Here is a 24,856-nt window from a genome sequence, read left to right as displayed (position 1 = left end):
CCCGTAGACGACGGGGTTTCCCGCCCACCGGCCGGTGCCGGTCGCCGGTTCTCCCCGTGCGGCCCCGGGCGCGTGATCTCCGGGCCGCCGGACGCGGCCTTACGATGGGGCGCATGACCGCTTCGCCTGGCCGCCGTGTCCTGCTCGCCGCCCCCCGTGGCTACTGCGCCGGTGTGGACCGCGCCGTGATCGCCGTCGAGAAGGCCCTGGAGCAGTACGGGGCCCCGATCTACGTCCGGCACGAGATCGTCCACAACAAGTACGTCGTGCAGACCCTGGAGAGGAAGGGCGCCGTCTTCGTCGAGCGAACGGACGAGGTGCCGCCGGGCAACATCGTGATGTTCTCGGCGCACGGAGTCGCCCCGGCCGTGCACGACGAGGCCCGGCAGGGCCGGCTCGCCACGATCGACGCCACCTGCCCCCTGGTCACCAAGGTCCACAAGGAAGCCGTCCGCTACGCCAACGACGACTACGACATCCTCCTGATCGGGCACGAGGGCCACGAGGAGGTCATCGGCACCTCCGGCGAGGCCCCCGACCACATCCAGCTGGTCGACGGCCCCGAGGACGTCGCCAAGGTCGAGGTCCGCGACCCCTCCAAGGTCGTCTGGCTCTCCCAGACCACCCTCTCCGTCGACGAGACCATGGAGACCGTCGACGCCCTGACGGCCAAGTTCCCGGGCCTGGTCTCCCCGCCCAGCGACGACATCTGCTACGCCACGCAGAACCGTCAGCTCGCCGTGAAGCAGATGGGCGCCGAGGCCGAGCTGGTCATCGTCGTCGGCTCGCGCAACTCCTCCAACTCCAAGCGGCTGGTCGAGGTCGCCAAGCTGGCCGGTGCCCGCGAGGCCTACCTGGTGGACTTCGCCAGCGAGATCGACGAGGCCTGGCTGGAGGGCGTCCGCACGGTCGGTGTCACCTCCGGCGCCTCCGTCCCGGAGGTCCTCGTCGAGCAGGTCCTGGAGTGGCTCGCCGAGCGCGGCTACGCCGACGTGGAGATCGTCAAGGCCGCCGAGGAGTCGATCACCTTCTCGCTGCCCAAGGAACTCCGCCGTGACCTGCGCGAGGAGGCGGCCACGCTGGCCGCCGAGCGCGGCGGGACCGGTACACCGGGGGCATGACTGTCAGTCGTCCGTCGTAACGTGGAGCCATGCAGATCTTCGGCGTGGACATCGGCGGATCCGGCATCAAGGGCGCCCCTGTGGATCTGGACCGGGGCGACCTGGTCCAGGAGCGCTGCAAGGTGCTCACCCCGCATCCGGCGACACCCGACGGCGTGGCCGACGGAGTCAAGCAGGTCATCGACCACTTCGGCTGGACCGGCCCGGTCGGCCTGACCTTTCCGGGGGTGGTCACCGGCGGCGCCACGGTCCGTACGGCGGCGAACGTCGACAAGAGCTGGATCGACACGGACGCGCGCGCGTTGTTCGGCGGCAGACTCGGCGGCCTCCCGGTGACCGTGGTCAACGACGCGGACGCGGCGGGCGTCGCCGAGATGCAGTTCGGCGCCGGGCAGGGCCGCCGGGGCACGGTCATCCTGCTCACCTTCGGCACCGGCATCGGCAGCGCCCTCTTCGTGGACGGCGTCCTCGTCCCGAACACCGAGCTTGGCCACCTGGAGCTGCACGGCCACGACGCCGAGAAGCGGGCCTCCAGCAAGGCCAAGGAGGACCACGACCTCAGCTGGGAGCAGTGGGCGCAGCGCGTGCAGCAGTACCTGGCGCACGTGGAGATGCTGTTCTCGCCGGAGCTGTTCGTCATCGGTGGCGGGGTCAGCCGCAAGGCGCACAAGTTCCTGCACCTGATCGAGGGCGTCAAGGCGGAGATCGTCCCCGCGCAGCTCCAGAACAACGCGGGGATCGTGGGAGCGGCGATGAGAGCGGCCCAGCAGGCGTAGCCGTTCGGGCCGCCCGGAATCCACTCCCGGGCGGCCCGGCCGCTCAACTCTGTCGCCGGCGCTGTCCCGCCCACCGCATCCGGCGTACGAGCACGGTCACGCCGGCGGCGAGCGTCCCCGCGTACAGCCAGCCCGCCTGCGTGGCCAGCCCGGTGAACAGCCCCATCAGCCGGCCGGCGAGCCCTCCGGTGCCGTCGGCGACGGGCAGCAGTCCCACCGTGAACGCGATCGGCGCGACCACCGGGGCGCTCAGCACGTCCCCGTCCCGCACCCACAGGGCCGTGAGCAGGCACACCGGCAGGAACAGCAGCCCGTACACCGTGCCGGAGGCCCCGAAGAGCAACTGGTCCAGATAGCCCAGCAGGAACATCGCCACGATGCAGAACAGCCCGCTGCCGAGCCCGGTGAGCTTCATGTCGGCCGGGCGGCCGCCCGCTCCCGCCGGCCGGGCGGGCCGCACCGTACGGCGTGTCCGCGCCGCGCGGGCGGCCCCCGGCGTGGGCCCGCGCTCACCGGCCGGCCCGCGCCGGGCCTGCGGTGGCAGCGGGGCGGGCGGCTGTGCGCCACGTCGCGGTCCGTTGTTCGGATGTCGCGTCCTGCGTTGCTCCATTGGACCAACTTAGGTCTGTTTATGTGCCCAATCAGCCCTCAGACACGCCGACGGGGAACGCTCGGCCGGCCGTCCCACGCTCCCGCGAGCCGGGCGCCCGGGACGCCGTAAACTGGTGGATCGGCCAGTGTCGGTCTCTGGCCTGGCAGCCCCTGGCCCACTCATCAACGGGAAGTCGCAACGTGTCGCTCACGATCGGAATCGTCGGCCTGCCCAACGTCGGCAAGTCGACCCTGTTCAACGCCCTGACCAAGAACGACGTGCTCGCGGCCAACTACCCGTTCGCCACGATCGAGCCGAACGTCGGCGTCGTCGGCGTGCCCGACGCCCGCCTCGCGCAGCTGGCCTCGATCTTCAAGTCGGAGCGCATCCTTCCGGCCACGGTCGACTTCGTCGACATCGCCGGCATCGTGCGCGGTGCCTCCGAGGGCGAGGGCCTCGGCAACAAGTTCCTCGCGAACATCCGCGAGTCGGACGCGGTCTGCCAGGTCATCCGCGCCTTCAAGGACGAGAACGTCGTCCACGTCGACGGCAAGGTCTCGCCGAAGGACGACATCGAGACGATCAACACCGAGCTGATCCTCGCCGACCTCCAGACCATCGAGAAGGTCCTGCCCCGCCTCCAGAAGGAGTCGCGGATCAAGAAGGACATCGCGCCCAAGGTCAAGGCGGTCGAGGAGGCCAAGGAGATCCTGGAGAAGGGCGACACGCTCTTCGCGCACGGCATCGTCCAGGGCAGCGAGCGCGCGGAACCCCTCCACGACCTGCACCTGCTCACCGCCAAGCCGTTCCTCTACGTCTTCAACGTGGACGAGGACGAACTGGTCGACGAGGAATTCAAGAACGACCAGCGCGCCCTGGTCGCCCCGGCCGAGGCGATCTTCCTGAACGCCAAGCTGGAGGCGGACCTCGCCGAGCTGGACGAGGACGAGGCCCTCGAACTCCTCCAGTCCGTCGGCCAGGAAGAGCCCGGCCTCGCCACCCTCGCCCGCGTCGGCTTCGCCACCCTCGGCCTCCAGACCTACCTGACGGCCGGCCCCAAGGAGTCCCGCGCCTGGACGATCAAGAAGGGGGCCACCGCCCCGGAGGCCGCCGGCGTGATCCACACCGACTTCCAGAAGGGCTTCATCAAGGCCGAGGTGATCTCCTTCGACGACCTCGTCGAAACCGGCTCGGTCACCGAGGCCCGCGCCAAGGGCAAGGCCCGCATGGAGGGCAAGGACTACGTCATGCAGGACGGGGACGTGGTGGAGTTCCGGTTCAACGTCTAATACGTTCGGTGAAAGGCCGTCTGACCTGCGACGGAGCGGGTCGGGCGGCCTTTGCGGTCCGCACAGAGTCCGCAGCGTGCTGACTTCGGTCAGCGCGCGGGGGAGCGGCTACGCCGCTCGTCGACCTGTGGCTGGGCGTCGGCAGACTGGTCCGCGTACGCCTTGTCGACGGCGGCCCGGGTCCGCTCCTCAGAGTCGGGCCACAGGTGAATGTAGATGTTCAGCGTCATGGCCGCATTGGTGTGGCCGAGGCGCTCGGAGACCGTCTTCACGGACTAGCCGTGTTTGATCAGCAAGCCGGCTTAGTGATGCCGGAGGGCGTGGGGTCCGGTGCCCTTCGGTATGCCGGCCTTCGCGCAGGCGGGCCGCCAGGACCCGTCCATGAAGTGCGTGTAGACCACGGGTCTGCCTTGGGGCGCCGTGAAGATCCAGCTCTCGGGCCCATCGGCGGGGAAGTCCCGCAGGTGGGCCTTCATCGTATCCACCGCCATGCGGCTGCTGTCTCTGATCCTCAAGACCCTCCTGAGTTGAGTCTCAACTTCTACCCGCACCCAGGTAGTCGGTCCACACAGCACACCCTGATGCCCTCGCTGCTCGTGGCAGCGAGGGCATCAGTCGTCAGGCGGCGCGGACTGTGGGTAGCTGCGCGGCCCACTTCGTCACCTCGGTCAGGTGCTCGGCCTGAAGCCCGAGGTGTGCGTCGGGCTGTACGAGGAGGGTCGCCGTTCCGCAGGCGGTGCGCTGCGCCGCCCAGGCGTGGTCGAGGGTGGTGAAGTCGTCGTCGATCCAGACGGTGGGGGCGTCGCCGAGCCATGCGTCGACGTGGTCGCGCTTCCAGAGGTAGCCGTTGGGGTGGCTGGTGGTGATCTGCGGACGCGGGAGATCGACGTACGGCAGCGTCGGGAGGCCCAGAAGGGGCCCGATGAGGGTGGTGGCGTCCTGGCGCCAACTGGTGCACCAGGCCGGGGTGACCAAGCCGGTGCGGATGACATCCATGAGAAGGCGGCCATGGTCGGGGTTGAGCCAGACGGTGACCGGGTTGTCGGCGCTGCGACCGGCGGGCACGACGTCGTGACGGTCGTGTGTGTCTGGGGTCGACCCGTGCTCGTCGGGGAAGGGTATGAGGACGCCGTCGATGTCGAGGAGCAGGTAGGGCGGGCGCATCGGTTCCTCCAAGGGAAGCCGGGGCGAATGACTGGTCAGAGCTTGCGGGCGCGGATCAGCAGGGTGGTGGGCCAGTGGCCCATGCGGGGGTCGTGGAACTCCTGGGCTGAGGTGAGCCAGAAGCCCGCCTGGCTGAGGTGCTTCTCCCACCGGTCCGTGGAGTACTCCCAGCGGGCGATCGGTAGGCGGGAGCGATCGGGAAGAGTGACGTGGTCGCGACGAGGCCGGTCGTCGCCCGAGGGGCTTCGGCCGCCACGCTGCGGGTGGGGGACGGAGAAGGCGAGCACCCGGCCGGGCATGAGGCGCTGGGCGATGGCCGGGAACAGGAGCTCGGGCGCGACAAGCCCGACGGCCCCGAAGACTGAATAGATCGCGTCGAACTGCTCGTCGGAGGCGTGCAGGTAGTGCAGGGCGTGGCCGGCGACGAAGGTGAGGTTGTTCAGCCGCCCGTAGTGGGAGCGGGCGCGGCGGACCTGGAGGCCGACCAGGTCGACGCCGGTGACATGGACGCCGTGGCGGGTGGCGAGGTGGGCGGCGTTGTGGCCGGGGCCGCAGCCGAGTTCCAGGAGCCGCTTGCCGCGTAGGTCGGGGCCAAGGATCGCGGCCCCGGGCCCTTGGCCCGGCCTCGTGGTCCATTCCATCCGGGCCGGTACGGCCAGAGGTTCGGCGAGTCCGGCGGCGGTGCGCTGGACGGCGTGGGCGTGCCAGGGGGATGCCTGGGCGAGCACGTCAGATCTCCAGGAGGTGGAGGACATCGGTGAGATGTCGGCGGACGGCCTTGATGTACGCGGGGTCGGTGGCCGGGTCGTTGATCCAGCGGATGGACTGCTCCATGAACCACTCGACGGCCCACATGCGGTGCCAGGCCAGGGCCCAGTTCTCGGCGGTGAGCCCGCCGCGTGGCGCGAGGACGTCGGGGGTGCCGCCGGCGGTGACGTACTGCTCCAGGAAGACGCGCAGGCGCACGGGGTGCGGGGGCTCGACGGTGCCGTGCCAGCTGGCGAGGTCGAGCAGGCCGGGACCGGTGAAGGCACGAGCGAAGTCGAGCAGCCGCCAGCCTCGCTCGCCGATGTGCAGGCTCGTGGGGTGGAACTCGGAGTGCACCCAGCCGAAGGGCGCCGTCATCGCCCCGGCCGAGCGGACCTCGGCAGCCTGGGCGATACGGTCGAGCGCGTCCTCAACGTCGTCGGCGTCCTGCCACCGCTCGGCCTTGCGCAGCCGTTCGAGGTGCTCCAGCGCCCGGGCCGGCAGCGTGCGCAGCCGCTCCTGGTCGAGGACGGGCAAGGGCGGAGCCGTACGGGTGCCGTGCAGGATCACGGCTGCGGCGACGCCGTCGAGGTCGTCGGCATCGCGGACGGACGGTCCGAGGTCCTCCATGAGCATGCCGAGCCAGCCGTCCAGGACGGCGGAGGCGTGGACCTGGGGGACGGGTACGCCGAGGGTGTGGGCCAGGCGGAGGACCTGGTCCTCGCTGTCGAAGGGCTTCTTGGCGTACTTGAAGATGGCGGTGGCACCGTGGGGGAAGGTGACGCGCTCGACTCCGGACATGGACCACACGCGTACCTCCTCCCGTACGGCGGTGGTCTGGCCGGTCGCGGTGAGCAGGTTGTCGAGGAGTTCGGCGCTGGGGTTCGTGGTCACGGGAGGGCTCCGGGGGTGGTGGCGTCCGGGGCGGGCGAGGGGTGCCGGCCCGCCCCGGAGCCTGATCGGGTGGGGTTACGCGGCGGCCTTCACGCGGTGGGCGTAGACCTGCTCGATCCAGCCCGCCTTGAACGCGGCGAGGTCGTCGCGGAAGTTCGCCATCGAGGCACCGTAGGGTGCGACCACGCCGCCGGACTGGTCCGGCACGGACTGGCAGCCGTGCACGAGCCGGCCGCCGAGGGCGGCGTGGGCTTTGATGGACTCGATGCGGCGGTGCTCGTTGAACCAGCCGCCGTGGTAGACCTCGTCGAGCATCCCGCCCACCTCGTCGTCCAGGTCGAAGACGACGGAGGTGGCGGCGGGGAAGAACCAGCACGGGCCGACGTTGGAGATGTGCCCGTCCAGCTCCACCTTGTTGAGCGCCATAAGCGTGGCCGCCTCGCGAAGCATCCGCAGATGATCGGCGGTGATCTGCGGCAGGCCGAGGCTGGCCAGGTGCTCGTCGCGGAAGAGGTACGCGTACACCTCGTACGCGGTGGCCAGGACGCGGGCCGCGTCGGAGGTGGACTCACCGTGGTTCTTGATGAAGTCGAGCGCGAGCTGCTCGACCGCGCTCTCGGTCGTCTCGTCCGCACCGAGGAGCTGTGACTTGACCAGCTCCCAGTCGGCGACGAGCCAGGTGTTCGACTCGAAGCGGAAGAAGTACTCGGCCGGGTCGATGGTGATGTGCCGGCCGTCAACCTGGATGCCGGGCAGGCGGCTCCAGCGCGGGTCGAACGCCTCGGACAGTTCGACCGTGATGGCCGTGGTGTCGATGGTGGTCACCGTGTCTCCGTCTCTGATCGGCCAGGTTCGGGCACAGGAATGCCCGAGCCTGGTGTGGGCGTACGGAACTTCGGGGTGCCGCCCGGACCAAGGGGGAGCCTGGATCACGGTCGCGCCGTTCCGGGCGGCTGCTGATAAGTGAACTGGTGGTCACGCTGAGTGGGTACGGTGGAAGGAAGTTGAAGCGGTATACGCGGTTTACAGCCTCAGGGCGGAGGCGATCGTGGCGGCGCAGAGAGAACCCAACTCCCGTCTGCGTGAAGTCATCGCGGCGGTCGGCTGCACCTACGAGGCCCTCGCCAGAGACGTGCGGCGCATCGCCGCCGAGAACGGCGAGATCCTCCAGACCAACAAGTCGGCCATCTCGCACTGGGTGAACGGCACCCGCGCCCCGTCCGGCCGGGTAGGGCAGTACCTAGCCGAGGCGCTGTCCCGCCGAGCGGGGCGCACGGTCACCCAGACCGAGATCGACCTCCAGGCCGGTGGCGATGAAGAGCCGGCGGAATCCGACCCCGTCCTCGCCGCCACCGGCCTGGGCCGCGCCGACGTCGAGCGCCGCCGCTGCCTCGCCATCGCGGCCTTCACCACCGCCGGCGTCGCCATGCCGCTCGGATACGACCACGAAGCCACCACCCGCATGCTCCGCGCCCGCACCGGCACGTCCCTGGTCGGCACGGAGGACGTGGACGTCGTACGGCAGATCACGGCTGCCTTCAGCGCGGCCGACGAGCGCCTCGGCGGCGGGCATGGACTGACCACCGTCACCGCGTACCTCGCCGACACAGCCGCCCCCATGCTGCGCGGACGCTTCCCCAGCGAAGCCTTACGCCGGGCCGCCTTTGGCGCCGTCGCCGAACTCGCCTACCTCGCAGGGTGGAAGCACCACGACCTCGGCCAGGAAGGCGCCGCCCAGCGCTACTACCAGGTCGGCTACAAGCTCGCCTGCGAAGCCGACCCCCACGGCCACGCCGCCTGGATGATGCGCGCCCTCGCCCACCAAGCCCTGAGCCTCAAGCAGCCCCACCACTGCGTCGACCTCGTCGAAGGCGCCCTCCGCACAGGTCTCGGCCACGTCGACGGCCAGACCGAAGCGCTCCTCCACATCACGCACGCCCGCGCCTACGCCGCGGTCAACGAGAACCCCTTGGCCGCGCGCGCCCTACTCGCCGCCGAGGACGCCCTCCTTCGGGACGACGGCCCCCAACCCAGCTACTCCCGCGTAAGCGGCCCCGCCGCCGGCACCGTAGCCAGCCACACCGCCCGCACCCTGACCGACCTCGCAGACCACATTGGCACCGAGCAGCAGCACCGGGACGCCCTCACCCGCTGGGACCCTGTGAAGTACAAGCGCGTCCACGCCCTCACCCACGCCGACCTCGGCGACAGCCTCGCCGCTCAGGCCCGCGCCGACGAGGCCGTCGCGGCCTGGACCCAGGCCCTGGTCCTCATGGAGGGCATGACCTCCGACCGCACCCGCAAGGCGATCACCTCGATCCGTTCCACCCTGGCGATCTACCAGAGGCGCAAGGTACACGGCGCCGCCGATCTCGCCCGCCGCGCCCGCGAGGCACTCGCCTAACATGCCCAACAACCTGCCCGACGAAGGGAATACCGTGACCCAGCAGACCGACGACCTGCCCAAGGCCCTGAAGCCGGCGCTCGAATCCATGACCCTGCTGGTCGCCGCCGTCATCGTCCACGACAAGGCCGCCAACCGCGTGGTCCTTCTCCAACGCAGCGAGAACGCGAAGTTCGCCCAGGGAATGTGGGACCTCCCCGTCGGCAAGAGCGAGCCGGGCGAGCCCATCACCGAAACCGCGGTCCGCGAGCTCTACGAGGAGACCGGCCTCACTGTGAAGCCCGAGTCCCTCAAGGTCGCCCACATCATCCACGGGGCCTGGGGCGTCGAAGCCCCCAACGGCTTCCTCACCGTCGTCTTCGCCGCCCACGAATGGACTGGGGAACCCGAAAACCGCGAACCTCGCAAGCACTCCCAGGTCCGCTGGGTCGATGCCAACGCCATCCCTGACGCCTTTGTCGACACAACTGCCAGTGCTCTCCATCAGTACCTGCACGGCAGTTCTCAGGTGTCACTTAACGGGTGGCGTTAGTTGCGCACCCTGAGTTTGGGTGCAGGGCCTTCCGTCGACTCCGGCTTGACGGCGACGGGCTGTTTCGGCTATTCGCCCGGGAACATCGTGGCTGGAAAGTAGCAGCTTCCGGTCTCATTTGCGTGACGCTTCTTGCGTCGCAAAAGTTCGTCGAGCGTGAGGCGCCCGTCGAGAACGTAGAAGAAATCGAGCCCCTCCATCGTCAGGAATGGCGTACTCTCCCTGTAGACTTCTCGGGCTCCGCTAGTGAATCCATTTATGCTGATAAAGATTCCAAGCGAATTTTTCCCCTTCCGCCTCACCTTTTCATTGAAGCTGTAGAGGTGGTGGGGCTGGATCGCCTCCTGCCACCACTTGGCTTCAACGATGTAGTCGTCCGTGTCGAAGGTGAGCGAGCCGTCGTGGTCAACGCGCTGGCGGTCCACCACCCCCCGAGATGGTCGACTGCTTCCCTTGCTTCGGCGATCAGCGATTCGGCGCTCTCGTGCCGTTTCAGTGCAGGGAAGCTCGTCAGTTGAGACACCTCCGCCATCATCCGAAGTGAAAGGTCGCGGTATTGGCGCTCATTTGCCATCAACCGGTCCACGAACTCATCTGTGGTGGCCCATTTAGCCGCTGAAGTCCATGTGGGCTAGCAGTGAAGGGTGGTCCGTGGCCCACAAGCGGATGAATCGTTCGAGGTCACGCTTGTACCAGAAGATCGACTTAAGCGCGCCGGCCAGAGCTCCGTAGGGGGCTGGGCTGATCGGCTGCGCTGGTTTCGGCGTGCTCGTCATCCCTCGTCCGATCTCCCAGTCTCTGAGTGGGCTGCTAACGCCTGGTCAGATGATGCTACGAAGGGGAGTCGGGTGCTCACCTGCCTTCGCGTCGGATTGCTGCGTCCCACGCGGCAGTGAGTCGGATGTTGTACTGCAGCTCACCGGCTACCTCTTCATGTGCCGCACTTGCGGCCGGTACATGGCGTGCGCGGACTTCACGTACCGGCAGTCAGGCAGCTGTGGCTACGTCCGGGTCCAGCCGTTGGCGAAGTCCGCGGGGACAGGGGTAGGAGTCGCTCACCTGCGCAGTCTCCTTGCAGGCCCCGCCGGCGTGCCAGGGATTTCGCCGCCTCGGAGCCCCCGCCCAGTCCGCAGTCCAGTTCGCAGGACACCCGTAAACGGCCGTCGGGAGCCAACGCATGTCAACCGGGAAATCCCAGGTCACAACCCTGGGGGGGCTCCGTCGCAGGTCAGGATCAGCCCGCAGACATTCCGGTTCAATGATGCGATTGATCTCGCGCTCTTTCCACTCCTGGTACTTGCGCAGCACCTCGATGGAGACGACGGCGGCGACTTCCTTGCCTCGGCGTGTGATCACCGTGGGCACGTCGTCGCGGTCTGCGCGCTCCACGACCTCCGCCAGGTGTGCACGCACATCGTGGACTCTATGGGCAGTGGCCGGGTCATGAGCTCCCAACAGCATGTCTTGGCCGTCTCGGTTCAGCCGTGCGGCGCAGGTGCCGGCGCGAGCCGGTAGGCGTCACCGTGGGCGGTGACCCGGCCGGCGGTCGGCGGCGGGAAGTGGGTGCCGAGGACGAGGGTGTCGGTGCCGGCGAGGGAGCTGAGCAGCGTGCGGCGGGTGGTCTCGGCGAGCACCGGGTCGATGTCGACGCAGCTACCGATGGCAGGGTGGGCGAGCTGTACGGGGTGGTGCACGCAGTCGCCGGTGATCAGCGCCCGCTCGGCGCCGTCGGTCAGTTCGACGGCGACATGGCCGGGCGTGTGGCCGGGGGTGGGCAACAGCCGGACGCCCGGGGCCACTTCAGTGCCTCCTTCGGGGACGTCGACCAGGTCGAGCAGCCCGGCGTCCTCGACCGGCAGGACGGAGTCCCGGAACATCTGCCGACGCGGTTCGTCCATGGCGTACCCGGCCCAGAACTCGCGCTCGGCACGGGAGGTGAGGTAACGCGCGTGGCGGAACGTGGGCACCCAGGTGCCGTTGTGCGCACGGGTGTTCCAGCCGACGTGGTCGGTGTGCAGGTGGGTGAGGATCACCAGGTCGACGGTGTCGGGAGGGAACCCGGCAGCGGCCAGACGGTCGAGGTAGTCGGTGCGCAGATCGTTCCAGGCGGGATTGGCCCGGGGCTTGCCGTTGCCGATGCCGGTGTCGACCAGGACGCGCATGCCCCCGGTCTCCACCGCGAAGCTGTGGCTGTCGACGCGGACGACGTGTTCGGCGTCCGCGAAGTCGGGATGGAGCCAGCTCTGGCGGGCGATGACGTCCGGGGTGGCGTCCGGCAGCAGCCAGGGACCGGTGGCGGGCGGCAGTTCGGTCTCGTCGACTCGGTGCACGGTGATGCGGCCCACCATCCAGGCGGAGTGGGGACGGGGCTGGTGCGGGGCAGGGGTGGTCGTCATGCGCGGATGTCTCCTTCGGTGCGGATCGGACGAACGGGCCGCGTGCGTCCGGTCGCCGTGAGGGTCGGGGCAGCTGTCAAGGCCGACTGAGCGGTGGCCAGGGTGTAGACGTAGGTCGGGGCGGGTGGACCGCCGCCGTGCGGCGCGGACCAGATGAGCGTGACCGCGGGGAGGACGGCGCAGCAGCCGGCTGTGACAGGGGCAAGGACGGGGCGCGCCGCAGCACCCGTACGGTCGCCGTCGCCGCGGTGGTCACGCTGAAGACCAGCAACCCGCCGCCGGCAGTGGCGTACGGCGCACAGCGAGCGCGAGGGACGGGCCGAGGGAGCAGTAGGAGCCGCCCGGCGCCCGGACGGCGATGACACCGGACCCGGTGCGCAGCAGGGATCGACGTGCGGCAAGCGGCACGGACAGGTGCGGGCGCAGGGAGCGCCGAGCGCCGCGCCGGTCTCCGGCGGTCTCCACCATGAAGCTGACCGCCACCGTCTGTGCGGCGAACGGCACGGCCAGTGGCATGTACACGGTGGCGGTCGAGTCGGCCGTTCGGTGCGCCAGGAGAGTGGAGAGCGCCGACGGTCAGCAGGGTGAGCGGCAGCGCGAGGGTGTAGGCGGCGACGGCGACGGTGACGGTCAGCGAGGAAAGGCCCAACTGGTCCTGACAGCGCGGGTAGACCGGGGCGCGGGCGCCTGGTGCGGCGCTGGGCATGGCTCCTCTTCTCCAGGTCGGTGCGGACCGACGCGCCGACCCTTAAGGCCATTCATTTGCTTTAAGGCACCGTAAGTTCTACCGTCCACTAATGCAAGTGCTTAGCTTTTAAGGAGGCCGCATGTCTGCACCAGACCTCACCCCGCGGGAGGCGGCCCGCTGGGCCGGCCGCTGCGGGCTGTCGTTGCCCCCCGACCGGCACGCCCCGGTCGCGGCCACCGCGCAGTACATCCACTCGGTGGTGGCGGTGCTGCGCGAGCTGGACTTCGGCGAAGTTCCGCCCGCCGCCCACCGCGTCCACCACGGCGAGGAGGAGCCCCTCGATGCAGCCGTATGAGATGTCTCTCGCCCGGGCCGCGGAGGAGATCCGTCGGCGGCGGCTGTCTCCCGTGGAACTGGTCGACTCGGTGCTGGAGCGCCTGGAGAGAGTCGAACCGCAGCTCGCGGCTTACGTCACCGTCACGGCCGACCGGGCCCGCGAGTCGGCCCGAGCCGCCGAGCGCGCCGTGGCCGGAGGCCGCCCGCACGGTCCGCTGCACGGTGTGCCGATGGGCCTGAAGGACCTCATCGATGTCGCCGGCACCGCCACCACCGCCAGTTCCCGGGTCCGGGCCGGCCACCGCGCGAACCGCGACAGCACGGTCGCGGCACGGCTCACGGCGGCGGGGGCGGTGTTGGTCGGCAAGACGCAGACCCACGAGTTCGCGTACGGCCTGACCACCCCGCAGACCCGCAACGCCTGGGACCCGGACCGCGTCGCCGGCGGTTCCAGCGGCGGGTCCGCCGTCGCCGTCGCGGCCGGGGCGGCGACCTTCGCCCTGGGCACCGACACCGGCGGCTCGATCCGGGTGCCCTCCGCACTCAACGGGGTCGTCGGGCTGAAGCCGACCTACGGCCTGGTCCCCCGGCTCGGGGTGACCTCGCTGGCCTGGTCGCTGGACCACGTCGGACCGATCACACGCACGGTGGAGGACGCCGGACTGGTCCTCGCCGCGCTCGTCGGCCATGACCCGCGCGACCCGGCCGGCCCGGCAGCCGATGCCCGCCCCGACCGCCGACCGGCCGACGAGGCCGACCTGACGGGCCTGCGGGTGGGCGTCCCCGTGAACCACTACTTCGAACGCGTCGACCCGGAGGTGGAACGGGCAGTACGGCGGGCCGTCGAAAAGCTGGAGGCGCTCGGTGCCCGACCGGTCGAGGTCGAGATCCCGATGACGCGGTACATCCAGGCCACTCAGTGGGGCCTGATGGTCCCCGAAGCCACCGCCTACCACGAGCGATCCTTGCGGGCCACCCCCGAGCTGTACGGAGCGGACGTGCGCATCCTGCTGGAGGCGGGCGAGCTGATGTCCGCCGGGGACTATCTGCGCGCCCAGCGGGCCCGCACCCTGATGCGCCAGGAATGGGCGCGCATGCTGGCGGACGTCGACGTGATCGCCGCACCCACGGTCCCGCTGACCGCCGTACGGGCCGGCCAGGAGTCGGTCACGTGGCCGGACGGAACCGTCGAGAGCGTCTCCGACGCCTACGTCCGCCTGTCCGCCCCGGCCAACATCACCGGCGTTCCCTCGCTGTCCCTCCCGGTCGGCCGGGACCGGGAGGGACTCCCGATCGGCATGCAGCTCCTCGGGCGGCCACGCGCCGAGGCGGTCCTGCTGCGGGTGGGGCACGCCTATGAAACGGTCGGACCCGCACGGGAAACGGTCGTGCCGGAACGGGAAACGGTCGTGCCGGAACGGGAAACGGTCGTGCCGGCACGGGAGTCGGCACCGTTCGCATGACGCACGGGCGCCGCCGGGCCCGCGGCGCAGGGGCGTGCCCCGGCTCTCCGCGGCGGGGTAGGGCAGGCGGCGCCCGCATCGCCCGCGGCACCGCCGACGCCTTTCCCGGTGCTCAGGTCAGCGACGGTCGCCGTCCGGCCACCCACCGGCGCGGAGCAGGTCCGCCAGTGCCCGCGCGCAGCCGTCGAGCATGCGCTCCCCCTTGGCGGCGGTGGCCCCGCGCGCGTCGCCCGCGGTGCCGTTCGGTGTGATGGCGTCGAACGGCACGGACCGGTACACAGGGGAGGCGTCCTCCGATCGGAGGGAGATCGCCGGTCCCACCGCCTGGCGCAGTTCGTCCTCGTGGACCAGGGACGGGAAGGCGGCGAGCGCCATCGAGGTCTCCCCCTCGCAGGCGTGCATGAGGTGGTCCTGCGTCTGGAGAACATCGGCGATGACCTCCCGGCCGACGGTGAAGTAGCTGGTCACGGCCAAAGACGCGGACAGCTCGGCGGTCAGTTCGTCGACGAGGGCGTTGAGGGCGGTGACGTTGCCTCCGTGCCCGTTGACGAGCAGCAGGCGGCGGAACCCGGCCCGCAGGACCGACCGGCACACGTCCCGCAGCAGCGAGTGCAGCGTGGACAGGGACAGGGTCAGGGTGCCGCCGAACGGCATGTGATGCTCGGCCAGTCCGCACCACACGGATGGCGCCACCACCACCGGCAGCGGGGCAGCCAGGGCGGCAGCGCGGCGGCAGACCTCAGCGGCGAGGAAGTCGTCCACCCCCGTCGGCAGGTGCGCGCCGTGCTGCTCGGTCGAACCGACCGGCAGCAGCACGATCGCGTCCCGGGCGGCGAGCTCCCGCAGCTCGGGAGCGGTGAGGCGGTTCCAGCGGTGTTCATGACGCGCAGGGCTGTCCGGCACGATGACGGGGCCTCCTTACGGGTCCTCGACGGGCCCTCACAGGACATCGAAAAACTCTAATGCAATTCCTTTGCTTTAGTGAGGCTACGACGACTCTCGGCTAGACGCAACGAGTTTGCTTTAAGGTGGGCTCCATGAGCCGCAAGCCGATGGTGCGCCCCGGCGGGCGCAGCGCCCGGGTCCAACAATCGGTGCACCAGGCCGTGCGCGAACTCACCGCCGAGCTGGGCCGGGACGCGCTGACCGTGCCCCTCGTCGCCGCGCGCGCGGGCGTCACCCCGTCGACCGTGTACCGCCGCTGGGGCGATCTCCAGGAGCTGCTCTCCGACGTGGCGGTGGAACGTTTGCGGCCGGATACGCCCCCCACGGACCACGGCGACCTCTCCGCGGACCTGACCGCGTGGGCGCAGGAGTTCCTGGAGGAGATGTCCTCCCCCCCGGGCCGCGCCTACATCCGCGACGCTCTGCTCGGAGACCCGGACGGCACCAACGCCGGGCAGTGCTCGGCCTACGCCGCCGACCAGATCGACGTCATCCTCACCCGCGCGCGGGCCCGGGGGCAGGCGGCACCCGACACCGAGACAGTGATCGACCAGGTCGTCGCCCCGATGATGTACCGCATTCTCTTCCGCCCGGACGCGCTGGAATTCCCCTACGCCCGGCAGTTGGTGAGCAGTCTGCTCAGAACGCGGGCCGGCTGACCGCGGCGGGCGCGCCCACGCGCTGGACGTGGTTGGCGTCCGGGTGGCCGGACCCCGCGTCGGCTTCATGCACACCGACATGACACGGGACATCACCGAGCCGAGACGGCTCCGACCGAGGTCGCCCGCCTCGCCGCCGACGGCCTCGCCGAGGGGGCGTACGAGACCCTCGCGGACGACCTCGGCCGTCAGGTCCGCTCGGGGCTGGCGGAGGGCGTCGCCGGGCTGTGCCCGCAGCTCCCGTGAGGACGGAGCGACCCAGGTGGCCCGGGCCGCCCCGGTGTCACCGCGCGGCCGGTCCGTAACCCGGAGCCGCATACGGTGCCGGTTCCGTCACCCAGCCCGCCACCAGCACCAGCCGGGACTCGCGGTCGGTGGCGAGGAAGCCGAAGGGGCGGTCGAAGGCGACCCGGACGACCGTCGTCTCGTAGCGGTACGACGGGACCCCGCCGCCCGGTGCCGGCATGACCGCCGTGACCGCCGCCGCCCGGAAACCGAGCGCGCCGAACTGGGCCACCGCCGACTGGCGTGCCTCGCCGACGGCCAGCGGGTGGGGGCTCACCCCCGGGAAGTGGCCGCCCCGGGTGTCCATCGCGGTCGCGAGGCCGAACAGGGCGGGCCGGGCGAGCAGGTCGTGGTCGGCCCGCACCTCGTACGACACGGTCGTCACGTCCAGCGTCCTCGGTTCCGGCTCGGCGGCCGGCTGCTGCTCCACGTGCAGGCCGGGGCCCACGTGCCCGTGCGGCAGCCCGCCGCCACCGGTGAGCGGCAGGCCGCGTTCCACCACGCCGACGCCGGCCGCCAGCACCTGACCCGGTGTCATCCGCTCCTCGCCGAGCACCAGGTGGACGTCGATGCCGTGGTCCCCGGGCACCGTCAGCGCGGTGACGAAGCCGTCCGGGGTGCCCGCCACCCCGACGCGGTCCGGCCGGACGCTGCGCCGGTGCAGTCCGCGCAGGGTACGGCCCTGCCAGGGCCCGGCGGCGGGCCGCAGCGGCAGCTCCGTGAAGGGCTGGCGCCAGTTCGTGCGCAGCGTGAGCGCGGCGGCCAGCACCATCCGCGCCTCCCGGGTCAGCGTCACCGGCATGCGCTCGACCAGCCCGCCGGTCCGCTCGGCCGCCCAGCCGTCCAGCCGCTCCTGCGCGGTGACCAGGTCGTCCCCGAAGACACCGTGGGTGCCGGCGGGCAGCCCGGCCCGCCACTCCTCGCGCAGGGGCAGGCCGTGGTGCGCCCACAGGCCGAGCGCCGCCTCCAGACCGGACACCGACGCGAGTCCCGCCAGTAACTCCCGCGCCGCACCGGCCGCCTGCTCGGCGGGGACGCCCAGCGCCCCGGCCAGTTCCGCCCGCGCCGGGCCGGCCGCGCCGTCGGCGAGGAAGGCGAGCAGGGGCCAGACCCCGGTCGCGGAGAAGACCGCGCCGTCGTGCGCGGTCGCCGCCCATCGGGCCGTGAGCCCGTTCACCGCGCGGACGACCTCGCCGCCCACCCGGCCGTCCGGCCTGGTCTCCACCCTCATTCCGCCCCCGTTCGTGTCCCGCTCACCATGCGTCCGGCTCCCGCGCCGGTCCGGCCACCGGCCGGCCACCGGTCGTGCGCTGTCGCCGCCCCGCCCCAGGAGCACGGTACCCGTGGTCCTGTCCACACCTCCGGCCCCCGCCGGTCGCACCGTCCGCACGAGCGGGTCCGTACGTCCCCGTGGAAGCCGTGCCGACACATACAACTATCCTCTGTCAGATAGTAGTTGACTGACCGTCAGCGACTTATGGGGGCGCTGCGTCACCGGCTCCGGCCCCGTCGTGCCGGCCTCGTTGATCGCCGTGCGGGCCGGTCTCCAGGTGTGGGCCCGCTCGTTCGGGGGAGGAAGTGCCTGGGTAAAGCGCACCCCAGCCGTTTGTCATCACATCGAGTGATTCTCTGGCCTTTGCTTGCATGGCGGAACCCAGGGTTGCCAGGCTCTTGCTGTCTGTACAACCTGATGGGAGCGGCCAGTGACTTTCGGTGAGCAGCCGGCGTACCTGCGTGTCGCGGGTGATCTCCGCAAGAAGATCGTCGACGGTTCACTTCCGCCCCACACCCGGCTCCCCTCCCAGGCCCGCATCCGCGAGGAGTACGGCGTCTCGGACACGGTCGCGCTGGAGGCGCGCAAGGTGCTGATGGCCGAGGGGCTGGTCGAGGGCCGCTCCGGTTCTGGGACGTACGTGCGCGAGCGGCCCGTGCCCCGGCAGGTGGCCCGTTCCGGATTCCGTCCGGCCGGCGGTGCCACGGCCTTCCGGCAGGAGCAGGCCGACGCCGCCGTGCGCGGTACGTGGGAGTCCAGCAGCGAACAGGCCGAGGCCGGCGCGGCGCTCGCCGAGCGGCTCGCGATCCAGCCCGGCGACCGGGTCATGCGCACCAAGTACCTCTTCCGGCAGGCCGGTGAGCCGATGATGCTCTCCACCTCCTGGGAGCCTCTCGCCGTCACCGGCCGCACCCCGGTGATGCTCCCCGAGGAGGGGCCCCTGGGCGGGATGGGCGTGGTCGAGCGCATGCGGGCCATCGACGTCATCGTGGACAACGTCACGGAGGAGGTCGGCGCCCGGCCCGGCCTCGCCGAGGAGCTGCACCTGCTCGGCGGTGTACCCGGGCATGTCGTCCTGGTCGTCCAGCGCACGTACTACGCCTCGGGCCGCCCGGTCGAGACCGCCGACGTGGTGATCCCGGCCGACCGCTACCGGGTCGCGTACCACCTGCCCGTGAAGTGACCGCCGGGGTACGGCCGTTCCGGCGGCGGGCCGTCATGGTGACGGACCGCGTGACGGACCGCGTGGCGGGGCGCCGTGGTGGCGGGCCGCCGTGATGCGGGCCGCCGGGCGTACGGCGTCTGCGCCGTCGGGCGTACGGCGTGCGCGCCGCCGCGTGAGGTAGCGCACACTCCGGCGCGCCGGGCGGGCGGCTACCGCGCCCTCCCCGTCCGTCACCGGCGGCCGTGAGTCCGCAGCGATCCGGCCGTTCTCGCAGGTGCCCGGGTGAGTCCGGCACGGCCCCGACCCGGGGTGGCAGGGTTGGCGACGGCGCGTTCGGCCCCGTGCGCCCCCGGCGGTCTGGCTGGTTGCGTACCTCTTTGTGAAAAGTCGTATGCGCAGCGTGAAGGTTGGGCGTACGCTCGGGCATATGCGGATTGCGGTTTCCTTAGGCGGTGCGCGACGGGGGCCCGAGAGCGCAGCCGAACGTGGGGGAGGGCGGGGCGGTGCGGGAAGGAACGCGGGCGGTGGGGGCCATGAGTGAGGGCACGGTCTCACTGCCCTGGATCGTGATACGGCAGGACGACAACGGCAACCGCTACCGCGTCGGCCGGTACGCGACGCGCGCGGAAGCGCAGAAGATCGCCGACAGCTTCGACGACCGGGGTCACAAGCAGCTGTACTGGGTCGAGCGCATCGGCCAGAACGGGGACGGCGCGCACAACTGACCGTCCGCGCGCTGACGTAGGCTCCCCTCCATGACGCGCACGCCGTCCGGGACGGAACGGATCGTCGTGGTGGGAGCCGCCCTGTTCGACGGCGGCCGGCTGCTCGCCGCGCGCCGCAGTGCGCCCGCCGACCTGGCCGGGCGCTGGGAGCTGCCCGGCGGCAAGGTGGAGCCGGGTGAGCGGCCCGAGGACGCCCTGGTGCGCGAACTGCGCGAGGAACTGGGCATCGACGCCGAGACCGTCCGGCGGGTGCCGGGGGAGTGGCCGCTGCGCGCGCCGTACGTCCTGTGGGTGTGGACCGCCCGCCTGCGCCCCGGTTCACCCGCGCCCCGTCCCCTCCAGGACCACGACGAGCTGCGCTGGCTGACCCCGGCCCAGCTCTGGGACGTCCCGTGGCTGGACCAGGACGTCCCGGCGGTCCGGGAGACCGCAAGACTCCAACCGCCCGAGCAGCACCGGTGCGGCCACCTCCCGGCCGACTGAGCCCGTCGATACGGTTGCCTCCCGGCCGACCGGACCCGTCGATACGGCCGCCTCCGAGTCGACGGAGCCTGCCGACGCGACCGCCTCCGGGCCGACGGGCCTGCCTACGCGGTCCCCTCCGGGCCGGCCGAGTCCACGGATGCGGCTACCTCCGGTTCGGCCGAGTCCGCCGGGCGACCGCCTCCGGGTCGACGGGGCCTGTCGACGCGGCCACTTCTTGGCCGGCCGCGCCTGCCGGTGGGGCCGGCCCGGGGACGGTTGAGCCCGCCGGTGGGGCCCCCTCCGGGGCGGCTGATTCCGCCGGTACGGCTATCTCCTGGTCGATCGAGCTTGCCGACGTTGTCACTTCCCGGCTGGCCGAGTCCACGGATGCGGCTACCTCCGGTTCGGCCGAGTCCGCCGGGCGACCGCCTCCGGGTCGACGGGGCCTGTCGACGCGGCCACTTCTTGGCCGGCCGCGCCTGCCGGTGGGGCCGGCTCGGGGACGGTTGAGCCCGCCGGTGGGGCCCCCTCCGGGGCAGTTGATTCCGCCGGTACGGCTATCTCCTGGTCGATCGAGCTTGCCGACGTTGTCACTTCCCGGCTGGCCGAGTCCACGGATGCGGCTACCTCCGGTTCGGCCGAGTCCGCCGGGCGACCGCCTCCGGGCCGACGGGGCCTGTCGACGCGGCCACTTCTTGGCCGGCCGAGCCCGCCGGTGGGGCCGGCTCGGGGACGGCTGAGCCGGCGGGTACGGCTACCTCCGGGGCGATCGAGCCTGCCGACGTTGTCACTTCCTGGCCAGCCGAGCCCACGGTGCGGCCGCCTCCGGGTCGGCCGAGCCTGCCGACGGGGCCGCCTCCCGGCCGACGGACTCCACCCCTGGAAAGCCTCCCCGCCGGCGGGGTCGACCGATGGGGCCTCCTGATCGGCCGAGCGCGCGGACCGGGCGGTCTCCCGGCCGGCCGGGTCCACGGACGGGCCCTCCCGGCCGGACTGCTCCGCCTTCAGACCGGTCGGGGCTGCCGATGGGTCCGCCCTCCGGCCCGACGGGTCTACTGCTGGGTCCGCTTTCCCGTCGGGTAGGTCCACCGATGGGTTCGCTTTCCCGTCGGGCGGGTCCATCCACTGGTCCGTCTCCCCCTCGGGCAGGTCCGTCGACGGGCCCGCATCGTCGACCGGTCGTTCCGCCGGTGGGTTCGGCTGGGCCGGGACCGCGGGGGCGGAGAGCCCGCGCGGGGTGCCGGATGTCGCCGTCCTCGAAGCACGCGGCGCTCGCGCCGGTCCCGTGGAGCGCCGCATACGCCGTTCGTGCCACAGTGCGCCCTCACGCGCGGTACTGCCTGCCGGATATCGGGTATGTGCCCATTAACCCCATGAAAGCGGACATGGGTGGGCTCTGTTGGCCGGGGAAGTGATCGGCGTGATCGACACCGACGGTGACTGCGCCGAGTGGTCCTTCCCCGCGGAACCGGGCGCCGTGCGCAACGCCCGCGCGGCCGTCCGGGGCCAGCTGCGCGGCTGGGACCTCGACTGTCTGGCCGACCTCGCGGCGCTGCTGGTCAGTGAGCTGGTCACCAACTCCCTGCGGCATGCCACCGGCCCCATCGGGGTACGGCTGGTCCGTCCCGCCGCATCGGACGACACGCTGCGGGTGGAGGTCTCCGACCCGCTCCCCGACCCGCCGCGCGAGCGCGTCGCCCGGCCGGAGGACGAGAGCGGGCGCGGCCTGCAACTCGTCGCCGGATCCTCACGCCGCTGGGGCACCCGGCCCGGCACCGGCGGCAAGACCGTCTGGTTCGAACTCGTGGTGCCCGGGTGAGGCGGCGGCCGTGGGCGCACGGGGGTGTACAGCCGCCGGTGCGCCGTCCAGGTGCGCGCCGGGCACGCGCCCGGTCCCGAGTGGGTGATTCGGCGGCGTGTTCCCTGGTTAGAAGAGTGGAAGTGTTGTCACGGACCGGTCCGAAAAACACCTGGACCGTGCTGTGATCGTGAACACCGTGTCGTGCGGCGCCGTAGTGCTGGATACTGCGGGCAGCCGCCCCCGGTGACCGGTGCCGGGTGCGGTGAGCTGGAGGGGACGGTTCGCGTGAGCGAGATACCAGCGAAGGCCACGGAGTCCGAGGACCCGTCGGACGGCGCGAGGAACCAGGCCGCGGAGGCGGCCGCGGCACCCGGCGACGCCACGTGGCAGAGCAGTCCGCCCGGTTCGATCTACGACTACATCAAGGTCGCGTCCTTCTCCATCAGTCCCGGCGGGCTGGTCGAACAGTGGAGCCTGCGCGCCGAACAGCTCTTCGGCATCCCCGCCGCACGCGCCGTCGGCATGGACCCCATCGAGGCGTTCATCGACCCCGATCTGCGCGACCGCGGCCAGCGGAAGATGGCCGAAATTCTCGACGGGCGCGAGTGGACCGGCGTGGTCCCCTTCCGCATGCCGGACCTGCCGGACGGCACGCGCGGCGAGGAGGGGCTGGCCGAGGTCTACGTCATGCCCACCCGCACCGCCGAGGGTGACAAGGCCGCCGTCTGTATCGTCGTGGACGTCCGCACGCTCCGCAGCATCGAGACCGACCTCGCCGCCTCGCAGGCGATCTTCGGCCAGTCTCCGTTCGGTTTCCTGCTGATCGACGACGACCTGAGGGTCCGTCGGGCCAACCACCGCTTCGCCTCCATCTTCGGCGGAACCCCGGACGACCACCGGGGCAGGGGAGTTCACGACTATCTGCCGCGCGCCGAGGCCGAGCGGGTTTCGGCCACCCTGCGGCGGGTCCTGGAGACCGGCGAGTCGATCACCGACATGCACGTCACCGGGTTCGTCCCGGGCTCCGAAGAACGCCGGCACTGGTCCATCAACCTCTACCGCGTGTACAGCGGCAGCGGCCGGCCCATCGGTATCGCCTGGCTCGGCACCGACATCACCGCCCGCCGTGAGGCCGCCCGTGAGGCCGCCGCCGCCCGGCGCAATCTCGCCCTGCTCAACGACGCCGGCGCGCGCATAGGCAACTCCCTCGACCTGGAGACGACGGCCCGTGAACTCCTCGACGTCGTCGTCCCCGGCTTCTGCGACCTCGCCACCGTCGACCTCTACCAGGGTCTGCTGACCGGGGACGAGGCCCCGCCCGGCCTCGCCGACGGCAGCGCCGAACTGCGGCGCGTCGCCTTCGCCAGCGCCGTCTCCGGTGCCCCCTTCACCAGCTCGGGGCACCCCGTCGAGGTCGGCGCGGTCCACCACTTCCCCTTCAGCTCGCCCTGCGCGGACGCCCTGCGCACCGCCCGCCCCCAGCGCGTGCCCGCGGAGGAGGGCGGACTCGTGCAGTCCACGCTGGCCGTGCCGATGGTCGCCCACGACACGGTCGTCGGCATCGCCCAGTTCGCCCGGACCAAGGGCAGCGAGCCGTTCGGCGACCGGGACCGGGACCTGGCGGTGGAGCTGGCCGCACGGGCCGCGGTCTGCATCGACAACGCGCGCCTGTACCGGCGGGAGCACGAACGGGCGCTGATACTGCAACGGTCCCTGCTCCCGCCCGGCGACCCCGAGGCGTCCGGCCTGGACATAGCCTGCCGCTATCTGCCCGGCAACGCGGCCACCGAGGTGGGCGGCGACTGGTTCGACGTCATCGAACTGCCAGGTCATCGCACGGCGTTGGTCGTGGGGGACGTGATGGGGCGGGGGCTGCGCGCGGCCGTGGCCATGGGCGAACTCCGTACGGCCGTACGCACTCTGGCCCTGCTGGACCTGGAACCGGCCGAGGTCCTCTCGGCGTTGGACGAGATCGCGCGGGGGCTCGGCACGCCGGGCGGCGTCCAGCAGGCCACCCGCACCGCCCGTCAGCCCCGGGACGCCGACCTCTCCGAGGTGTACCTCGCGACCTGCGTGTACGCCGTGTACGACTCCGTGACCAGGCGCTGCACGTTCGCCAATGCGGGCCATCTGCCGCCGGTCCTGGTCGAGCCCGGCGAGACGGCCCTGATGCTGGACGTGCCGCCGGGGATGCCGCTCGGTGTGGGCGGCGAGCCCTTCGAGGAGGTCGAGGTCGAACTCCCCGAGGGCGCGCTGCTCGCGCTGTACACCGACGGCCTCGTCGAGTCCCGCCACCACCCCCTGGACGAGGGCCTCCAGGCCTTCGTCGGAGCGCTCACCGACCCCTCCCGCCCCCTGGAGGACGTCTGCGACCACGTCCTCAACACGCTCGACACCCACCACGGCGAGGACGACATCGCGCTGCTGATGGCCCGGGTGCAGGGACTGCCCGAGGAGTCCGTCGGCGACTGGACGCTGCCGCGCGAACCGCGCAGTGTCGGGCGGGCCCGGGAGTACGCCCGCGGTCAGCTCGCCGACTGGGGCCTGGAACCGCTGATCGACACGACGGAACTCCTGGTGAGCGAGCTGGTGACGAACGCGCTGCGGTACGGCGAGGGGGACATCAGGCTGCGGCTGCTGCTGGACCGCACACTGGTCTGCGAGGTCTGGGACTCCGGGCTGGTCCAGCCACGGAGACGGCGGGCCCGGGACACCGACGAGGGCGGACGGGGACTGCAACTCGTCGGGCTGCTCAGCGCGGCCTGGGGCTCCCGCCGGACGCCACGCGGCAAGACGGTGTGGTTCGAGTTGCCCCTGCCGGGCGGCGAGGGAACCCTCACGGACCCGGCGGAGGCCCTGCTGAGCCTGTTCTGACGACACCCCGGCCGGCCTCCCGACCTCCAGATCCGGCACCGACCCCACTCGGACATCACTGGGGCTCTGCCGGACGGCCGGGGTCGGGCGCGAGGCCACGAAGCCGCCTTCTCGCCGGTGGTCGAGGTCCGTCCGGTGTATCGGTGCGCGACCGGGTGGGGGCCGGGGCCGGCTGTGCCGATGACAGCGGGTCCTGGCGAACCTCCCGCCGACTGTGGAACGGACCCGCGGGAGGACTCGGCGGGGTCGCCGAGCGTGGCAG

Annotated in this window: 25 protein-coding genes and 1 pseudogene; 13 read left to right on the top strand and 13 right to left on the bottom strand. The window is 71.5% G+C overall.

Features of this window, described 5'->3' with window-relative positions; genetic code table 11:
- The first annotated feature begins 104 nt into the window (after positions 1-104).
- Together ABZ117_RS07335 and ppgK are read left to right on the top strand one after the other, a co-directional pair.
- Complete coding sequence (locus tag ABZ117_RS07335; RefSeq protein ID WP_356818289.1) at positions 105-1,121, top strand: 4-hydroxy-3-methylbut-2-enyl diphosphate reductase; 1,017 nt, start codon at positions 105-107, stop codon at positions 1,119-1,121.
- Positions 1,122-1,150: 29 nt separating this feature from the next.
- Positions 1,151-1,897, top strand: a complete 747-nt coding sequence (ppgK, locus tag ABZ117_RS07330) for a polyphosphate--glucose phosphotransferase (protein ID WP_356818287.1) — start codon at positions 1,151-1,153, stop codon at positions 1,895-1,897.
- Positions 1,898-1,940: 43 nt separating this feature from the next.
- On the opposite strand, the gene ABZ117_RS07325 is transcribed toward ppgK, so the two are convergent.
- Positions 1,941-2,312, bottom strand: a complete 372-nt coding sequence (locus tag ABZ117_RS07325; RefSeq protein WP_356818285.1) for a DUF6542 domain-containing protein — start codon at positions 2,310-2,312, stop codon at positions 1,941-1,943.
- Between the two features lie 377 nt (positions 2,313-2,689).
- On the opposite strand from ABZ117_RS07325, the gene ychF reads away from it, so the two are divergent.
- A complete protein-coding gene (gene ychF / locus ABZ117_RS07320) occupies positions 2,690-3,778 on the top strand; it encodes a redox-regulated ATPase YchF (protein WP_356818284.1) in 1,089 nt (362 codons plus the stop codon).
- 89 nt (positions 3,779-3,867) lie between these two features.
- Here the strand turns inward: ychF and ABZ117_RS07315 are convergent, their stop codons facing one another.
- From ABZ117_RS07315 to ABZ117_RS07290, 6 genes are all read right to left on the bottom strand, one after another.
- Positions 3,868-4,050: a hypothetical protein gene (locus tag ABZ117_RS07315; protein WP_356818282.1), complete on the bottom strand. Its 183-nt coding sequence runs from the start codon at positions 4,048-4,050 to the stop codon at positions 3,868-3,870.
- Positions 4,051-4,080: 30 nt separating this feature from the next.
- Positions 4,081-4,269, bottom strand: a complete 189-nt coding sequence (locus ABZ117_RS07310; RefSeq protein WP_356818280.1) for a hypothetical protein — start codon at positions 4,267-4,269, stop codon at positions 4,081-4,083.
- A 127-nt stretch (positions 4,270-4,396) separates the two neighbouring features.
- Positions 4,397-4,942 (bottom strand): HAD domain-containing protein, encoded by a 546-nt coding sequence (locus ABZ117_RS07305; protein WP_356818278.1) that lies wholly within the window; start codon positions 4,940-4,942, stop codon positions 4,397-4,399.
- Between the two features lie 35 nt (positions 4,943-4,977).
- Positions 4,978-5,670, bottom strand: a complete 693-nt coding sequence (locus tag ABZ117_RS07300; protein WP_356818276.1) for a class I SAM-dependent methyltransferase — start codon at positions 5,668-5,670, stop codon at positions 4,978-4,980.
- Position 5,671: 1 nt separating this feature from the next.
- Positions 5,672-6,583, bottom strand: a complete 912-nt coding sequence (locus ABZ117_RS07295) for an aminoglycoside phosphotransferase family protein (protein ID WP_356818274.1) — start codon at positions 6,581-6,583, stop codon at positions 5,672-5,674.
- 75 nt (positions 6,584-6,658) lie between these two features.
- Positions 6,659-7,408 carry a hypothetical protein gene (locus ABZ117_RS07290; RefSeq protein ID WP_356818272.1) on the bottom strand — a complete coding sequence of 250 codons (750 nt, stop codon included), beginning with the start codon at positions 7,406-7,408 and terminating at the stop codon, positions 6,659-6,661.
- A gap of 223 nt (positions 7,409-7,631) precedes the next feature.
- Here ABZ117_RS07290 and ABZ117_RS07285 point away from each other — a divergent pair, with 223 nt between their 5' ends.
- Both ABZ117_RS07285 and ABZ117_RS07280 read left to right on the top strand, forming a co-directional pair.
- Entirely contained in the window at positions 7,632-8,987 is a 1,356-nt protein-coding gene (locus tag ABZ117_RS07285) for a tetratricopeptide repeat protein (RefSeq protein WP_356818270.1), read from the top strand.
- Position 8,988: 1 nt separating this feature from the next.
- Complete coding sequence (locus tag ABZ117_RS07280) at positions 8,989-9,519, top strand: NUDIX domain-containing protein (RefSeq protein ID WP_356818268.1); 531 nt, start codon at positions 8,989-8,991, stop codon at positions 9,517-9,519.
- Between the two features lie 68 nt (positions 9,520-9,587).
- Here the strand turns inward: ABZ117_RS07280 and ABZ117_RS07275 are convergent, their stop codons facing one another.
- From ABZ117_RS07275 to ABZ117_RS07260, 4 genes and pseudogenes are all read right to left on the bottom strand, one after another.
- Entirely contained in the window at positions 9,588-9,947 is a 360-nt protein-coding gene (locus ABZ117_RS07275; RefSeq protein WP_356818266.1) for a restriction endonuclease, read from the bottom strand.
- A gap of 826 nt (positions 9,948-10,773) precedes the next feature.
- Positions 10,774-10,964 (bottom strand): annotated as a pseudogene (locus ABZ117_RS07270) (type II toxin-antitoxin system Phd/YefM family antitoxin); the annotation flags it as partial.
- Positions 10,965-10,997: 33 nt separating this feature from the next.
- Positions 10,998-11,915, bottom strand: a complete 918-nt coding sequence (locus ABZ117_RS07265) for an MBL fold metallo-hydrolase (RefSeq protein WP_356818264.1) — start codon at positions 11,913-11,915, stop codon at positions 10,998-11,000.
- A 252-nt stretch (positions 11,916-12,167) separates the two neighbouring features.
- The gene (locus tag ABZ117_RS07260; protein ID WP_356818262.1) at positions 12,168-12,431 is read right to left on the bottom strand and encodes a hypothetical protein; all 264 of its coding nucleotides are present in this window, start codon (positions 12,429-12,431) and stop codon (positions 12,168-12,170) included.
- A gap of 311 nt (positions 12,432-12,742) precedes the next feature.
- On the opposite strand from ABZ117_RS07260, the gene ABZ117_RS07255 reads away from it, so the two are divergent.
- Complete coding sequence (locus tag ABZ117_RS07255) at positions 12,743-12,958, top strand: hypothetical protein (RefSeq protein ID WP_356818261.1); 216 nt, start codon at positions 12,743-12,745, stop codon at positions 12,956-12,958.
- A complete protein-coding gene (locus ABZ117_RS07250) occupies positions 12,945-14,402 on the top strand; it encodes an amidase (RefSeq protein ID WP_356818259.1) in 1,458 nt (485 codons plus the stop codon). Before ABZ117_RS07255 ends, ABZ117_RS07250 begins: the two co-directional genes overlap by 14 nt.
- Positions 14,403-14,519: 117 nt before the next feature.
- Here the strand turns inward: ABZ117_RS07250 and ABZ117_RS07245 are convergent, their stop codons facing one another.
- Entirely contained in the window at positions 14,520-15,305 is a 786-nt protein-coding gene (locus tag ABZ117_RS07245; protein WP_356818258.1) for a creatininase family protein, read from the bottom strand.
- A gap of 134 nt (positions 15,306-15,439) precedes the next feature.
- Between ABZ117_RS07245 and ABZ117_RS07240 the strand changes: the two genes are divergently transcribed.
- Complete coding sequence (locus ABZ117_RS07240; protein WP_356818256.1) at positions 15,440-16,006, top strand: TetR/AcrR family transcriptional regulator; 567 nt, start codon at positions 15,440-15,442, stop codon at positions 16,004-16,006.
- Between the two features lie 283 nt (positions 16,007-16,289).
- Here the strand turns inward: ABZ117_RS07240 and ABZ117_RS07235 are convergent, their stop codons facing one another.
- The gene (locus ABZ117_RS07235; protein ID WP_356818254.1) at positions 16,290-17,522 is read right to left on the bottom strand and encodes a serpin family protein; all 1,233 of its coding nucleotides are present in this window, start codon (positions 17,520-17,522) and stop codon (positions 16,290-16,292) included.
- Between the two features lie 472 nt (positions 17,523-17,994).
- On the opposite strand from ABZ117_RS07235, the gene ABZ117_RS07230 reads away from it, so the two are divergent.
- From ABZ117_RS07230 to ABZ117_RS07210, 5 genes are all read left to right on the top strand, one after another.
- On the top strand, positions 17,995-18,747 hold the full coding sequence (locus ABZ117_RS07230) for a GntR family transcriptional regulator (protein WP_356818252.1): 753 nt from the start codon (positions 17,995-17,997) through the stop codon (positions 18,745-18,747).
- A 515-nt stretch (positions 18,748-19,262) separates the two neighbouring features.
- Positions 19,263-19,454, top strand: a complete 192-nt coding sequence (locus tag ABZ117_RS07225) for an SPOR domain-containing protein (protein ID WP_356818250.1) — start codon at positions 19,263-19,265, stop codon at positions 19,452-19,454.
- A 30-nt stretch (positions 19,455-19,484) separates the two neighbouring features.
- Positions 19,485-19,937 (top strand): (deoxy)nucleoside triphosphate pyrophosphohydrolase, encoded by a 453-nt coding sequence (locus tag ABZ117_RS07220; protein WP_356818248.1) that lies wholly within the window; start codon positions 19,485-19,487, stop codon positions 19,935-19,937.
- A 1,393-nt stretch (positions 19,938-21,330) separates the two neighbouring features.
- Positions 21,331-21,738, top strand: a complete 408-nt coding sequence (locus tag ABZ117_RS07215; protein WP_356818808.1) for an ATP-binding protein — start codon at positions 21,331-21,333, stop codon at positions 21,736-21,738.
- Positions 21,739-22,005: 267 nt separating this feature from the next.
- The gene (locus ABZ117_RS07210) at positions 22,006-24,594 is read left to right on the top strand and encodes a SpoIIE family protein phosphatase (protein ID WP_356818246.1); all 2,589 of its coding nucleotides are present in this window, start codon (positions 22,006-22,008) and stop codon (positions 24,592-24,594) included.
- Positions 24,595-24,856 lie beyond the last annotated feature (262 nt).

Source organism: Streptomyces sp. NPDC006309 (assembly GCF_040613095.1).
GTDB lineage: Bacteria > Actinomycetota > Actinomycetes > Streptomycetales > Streptomycetaceae > Streptomyces.
Note: the sequence above shows the minus strand (reverse complement) of the source record. Positions and strands in the feature narration are given on the sequence as shown.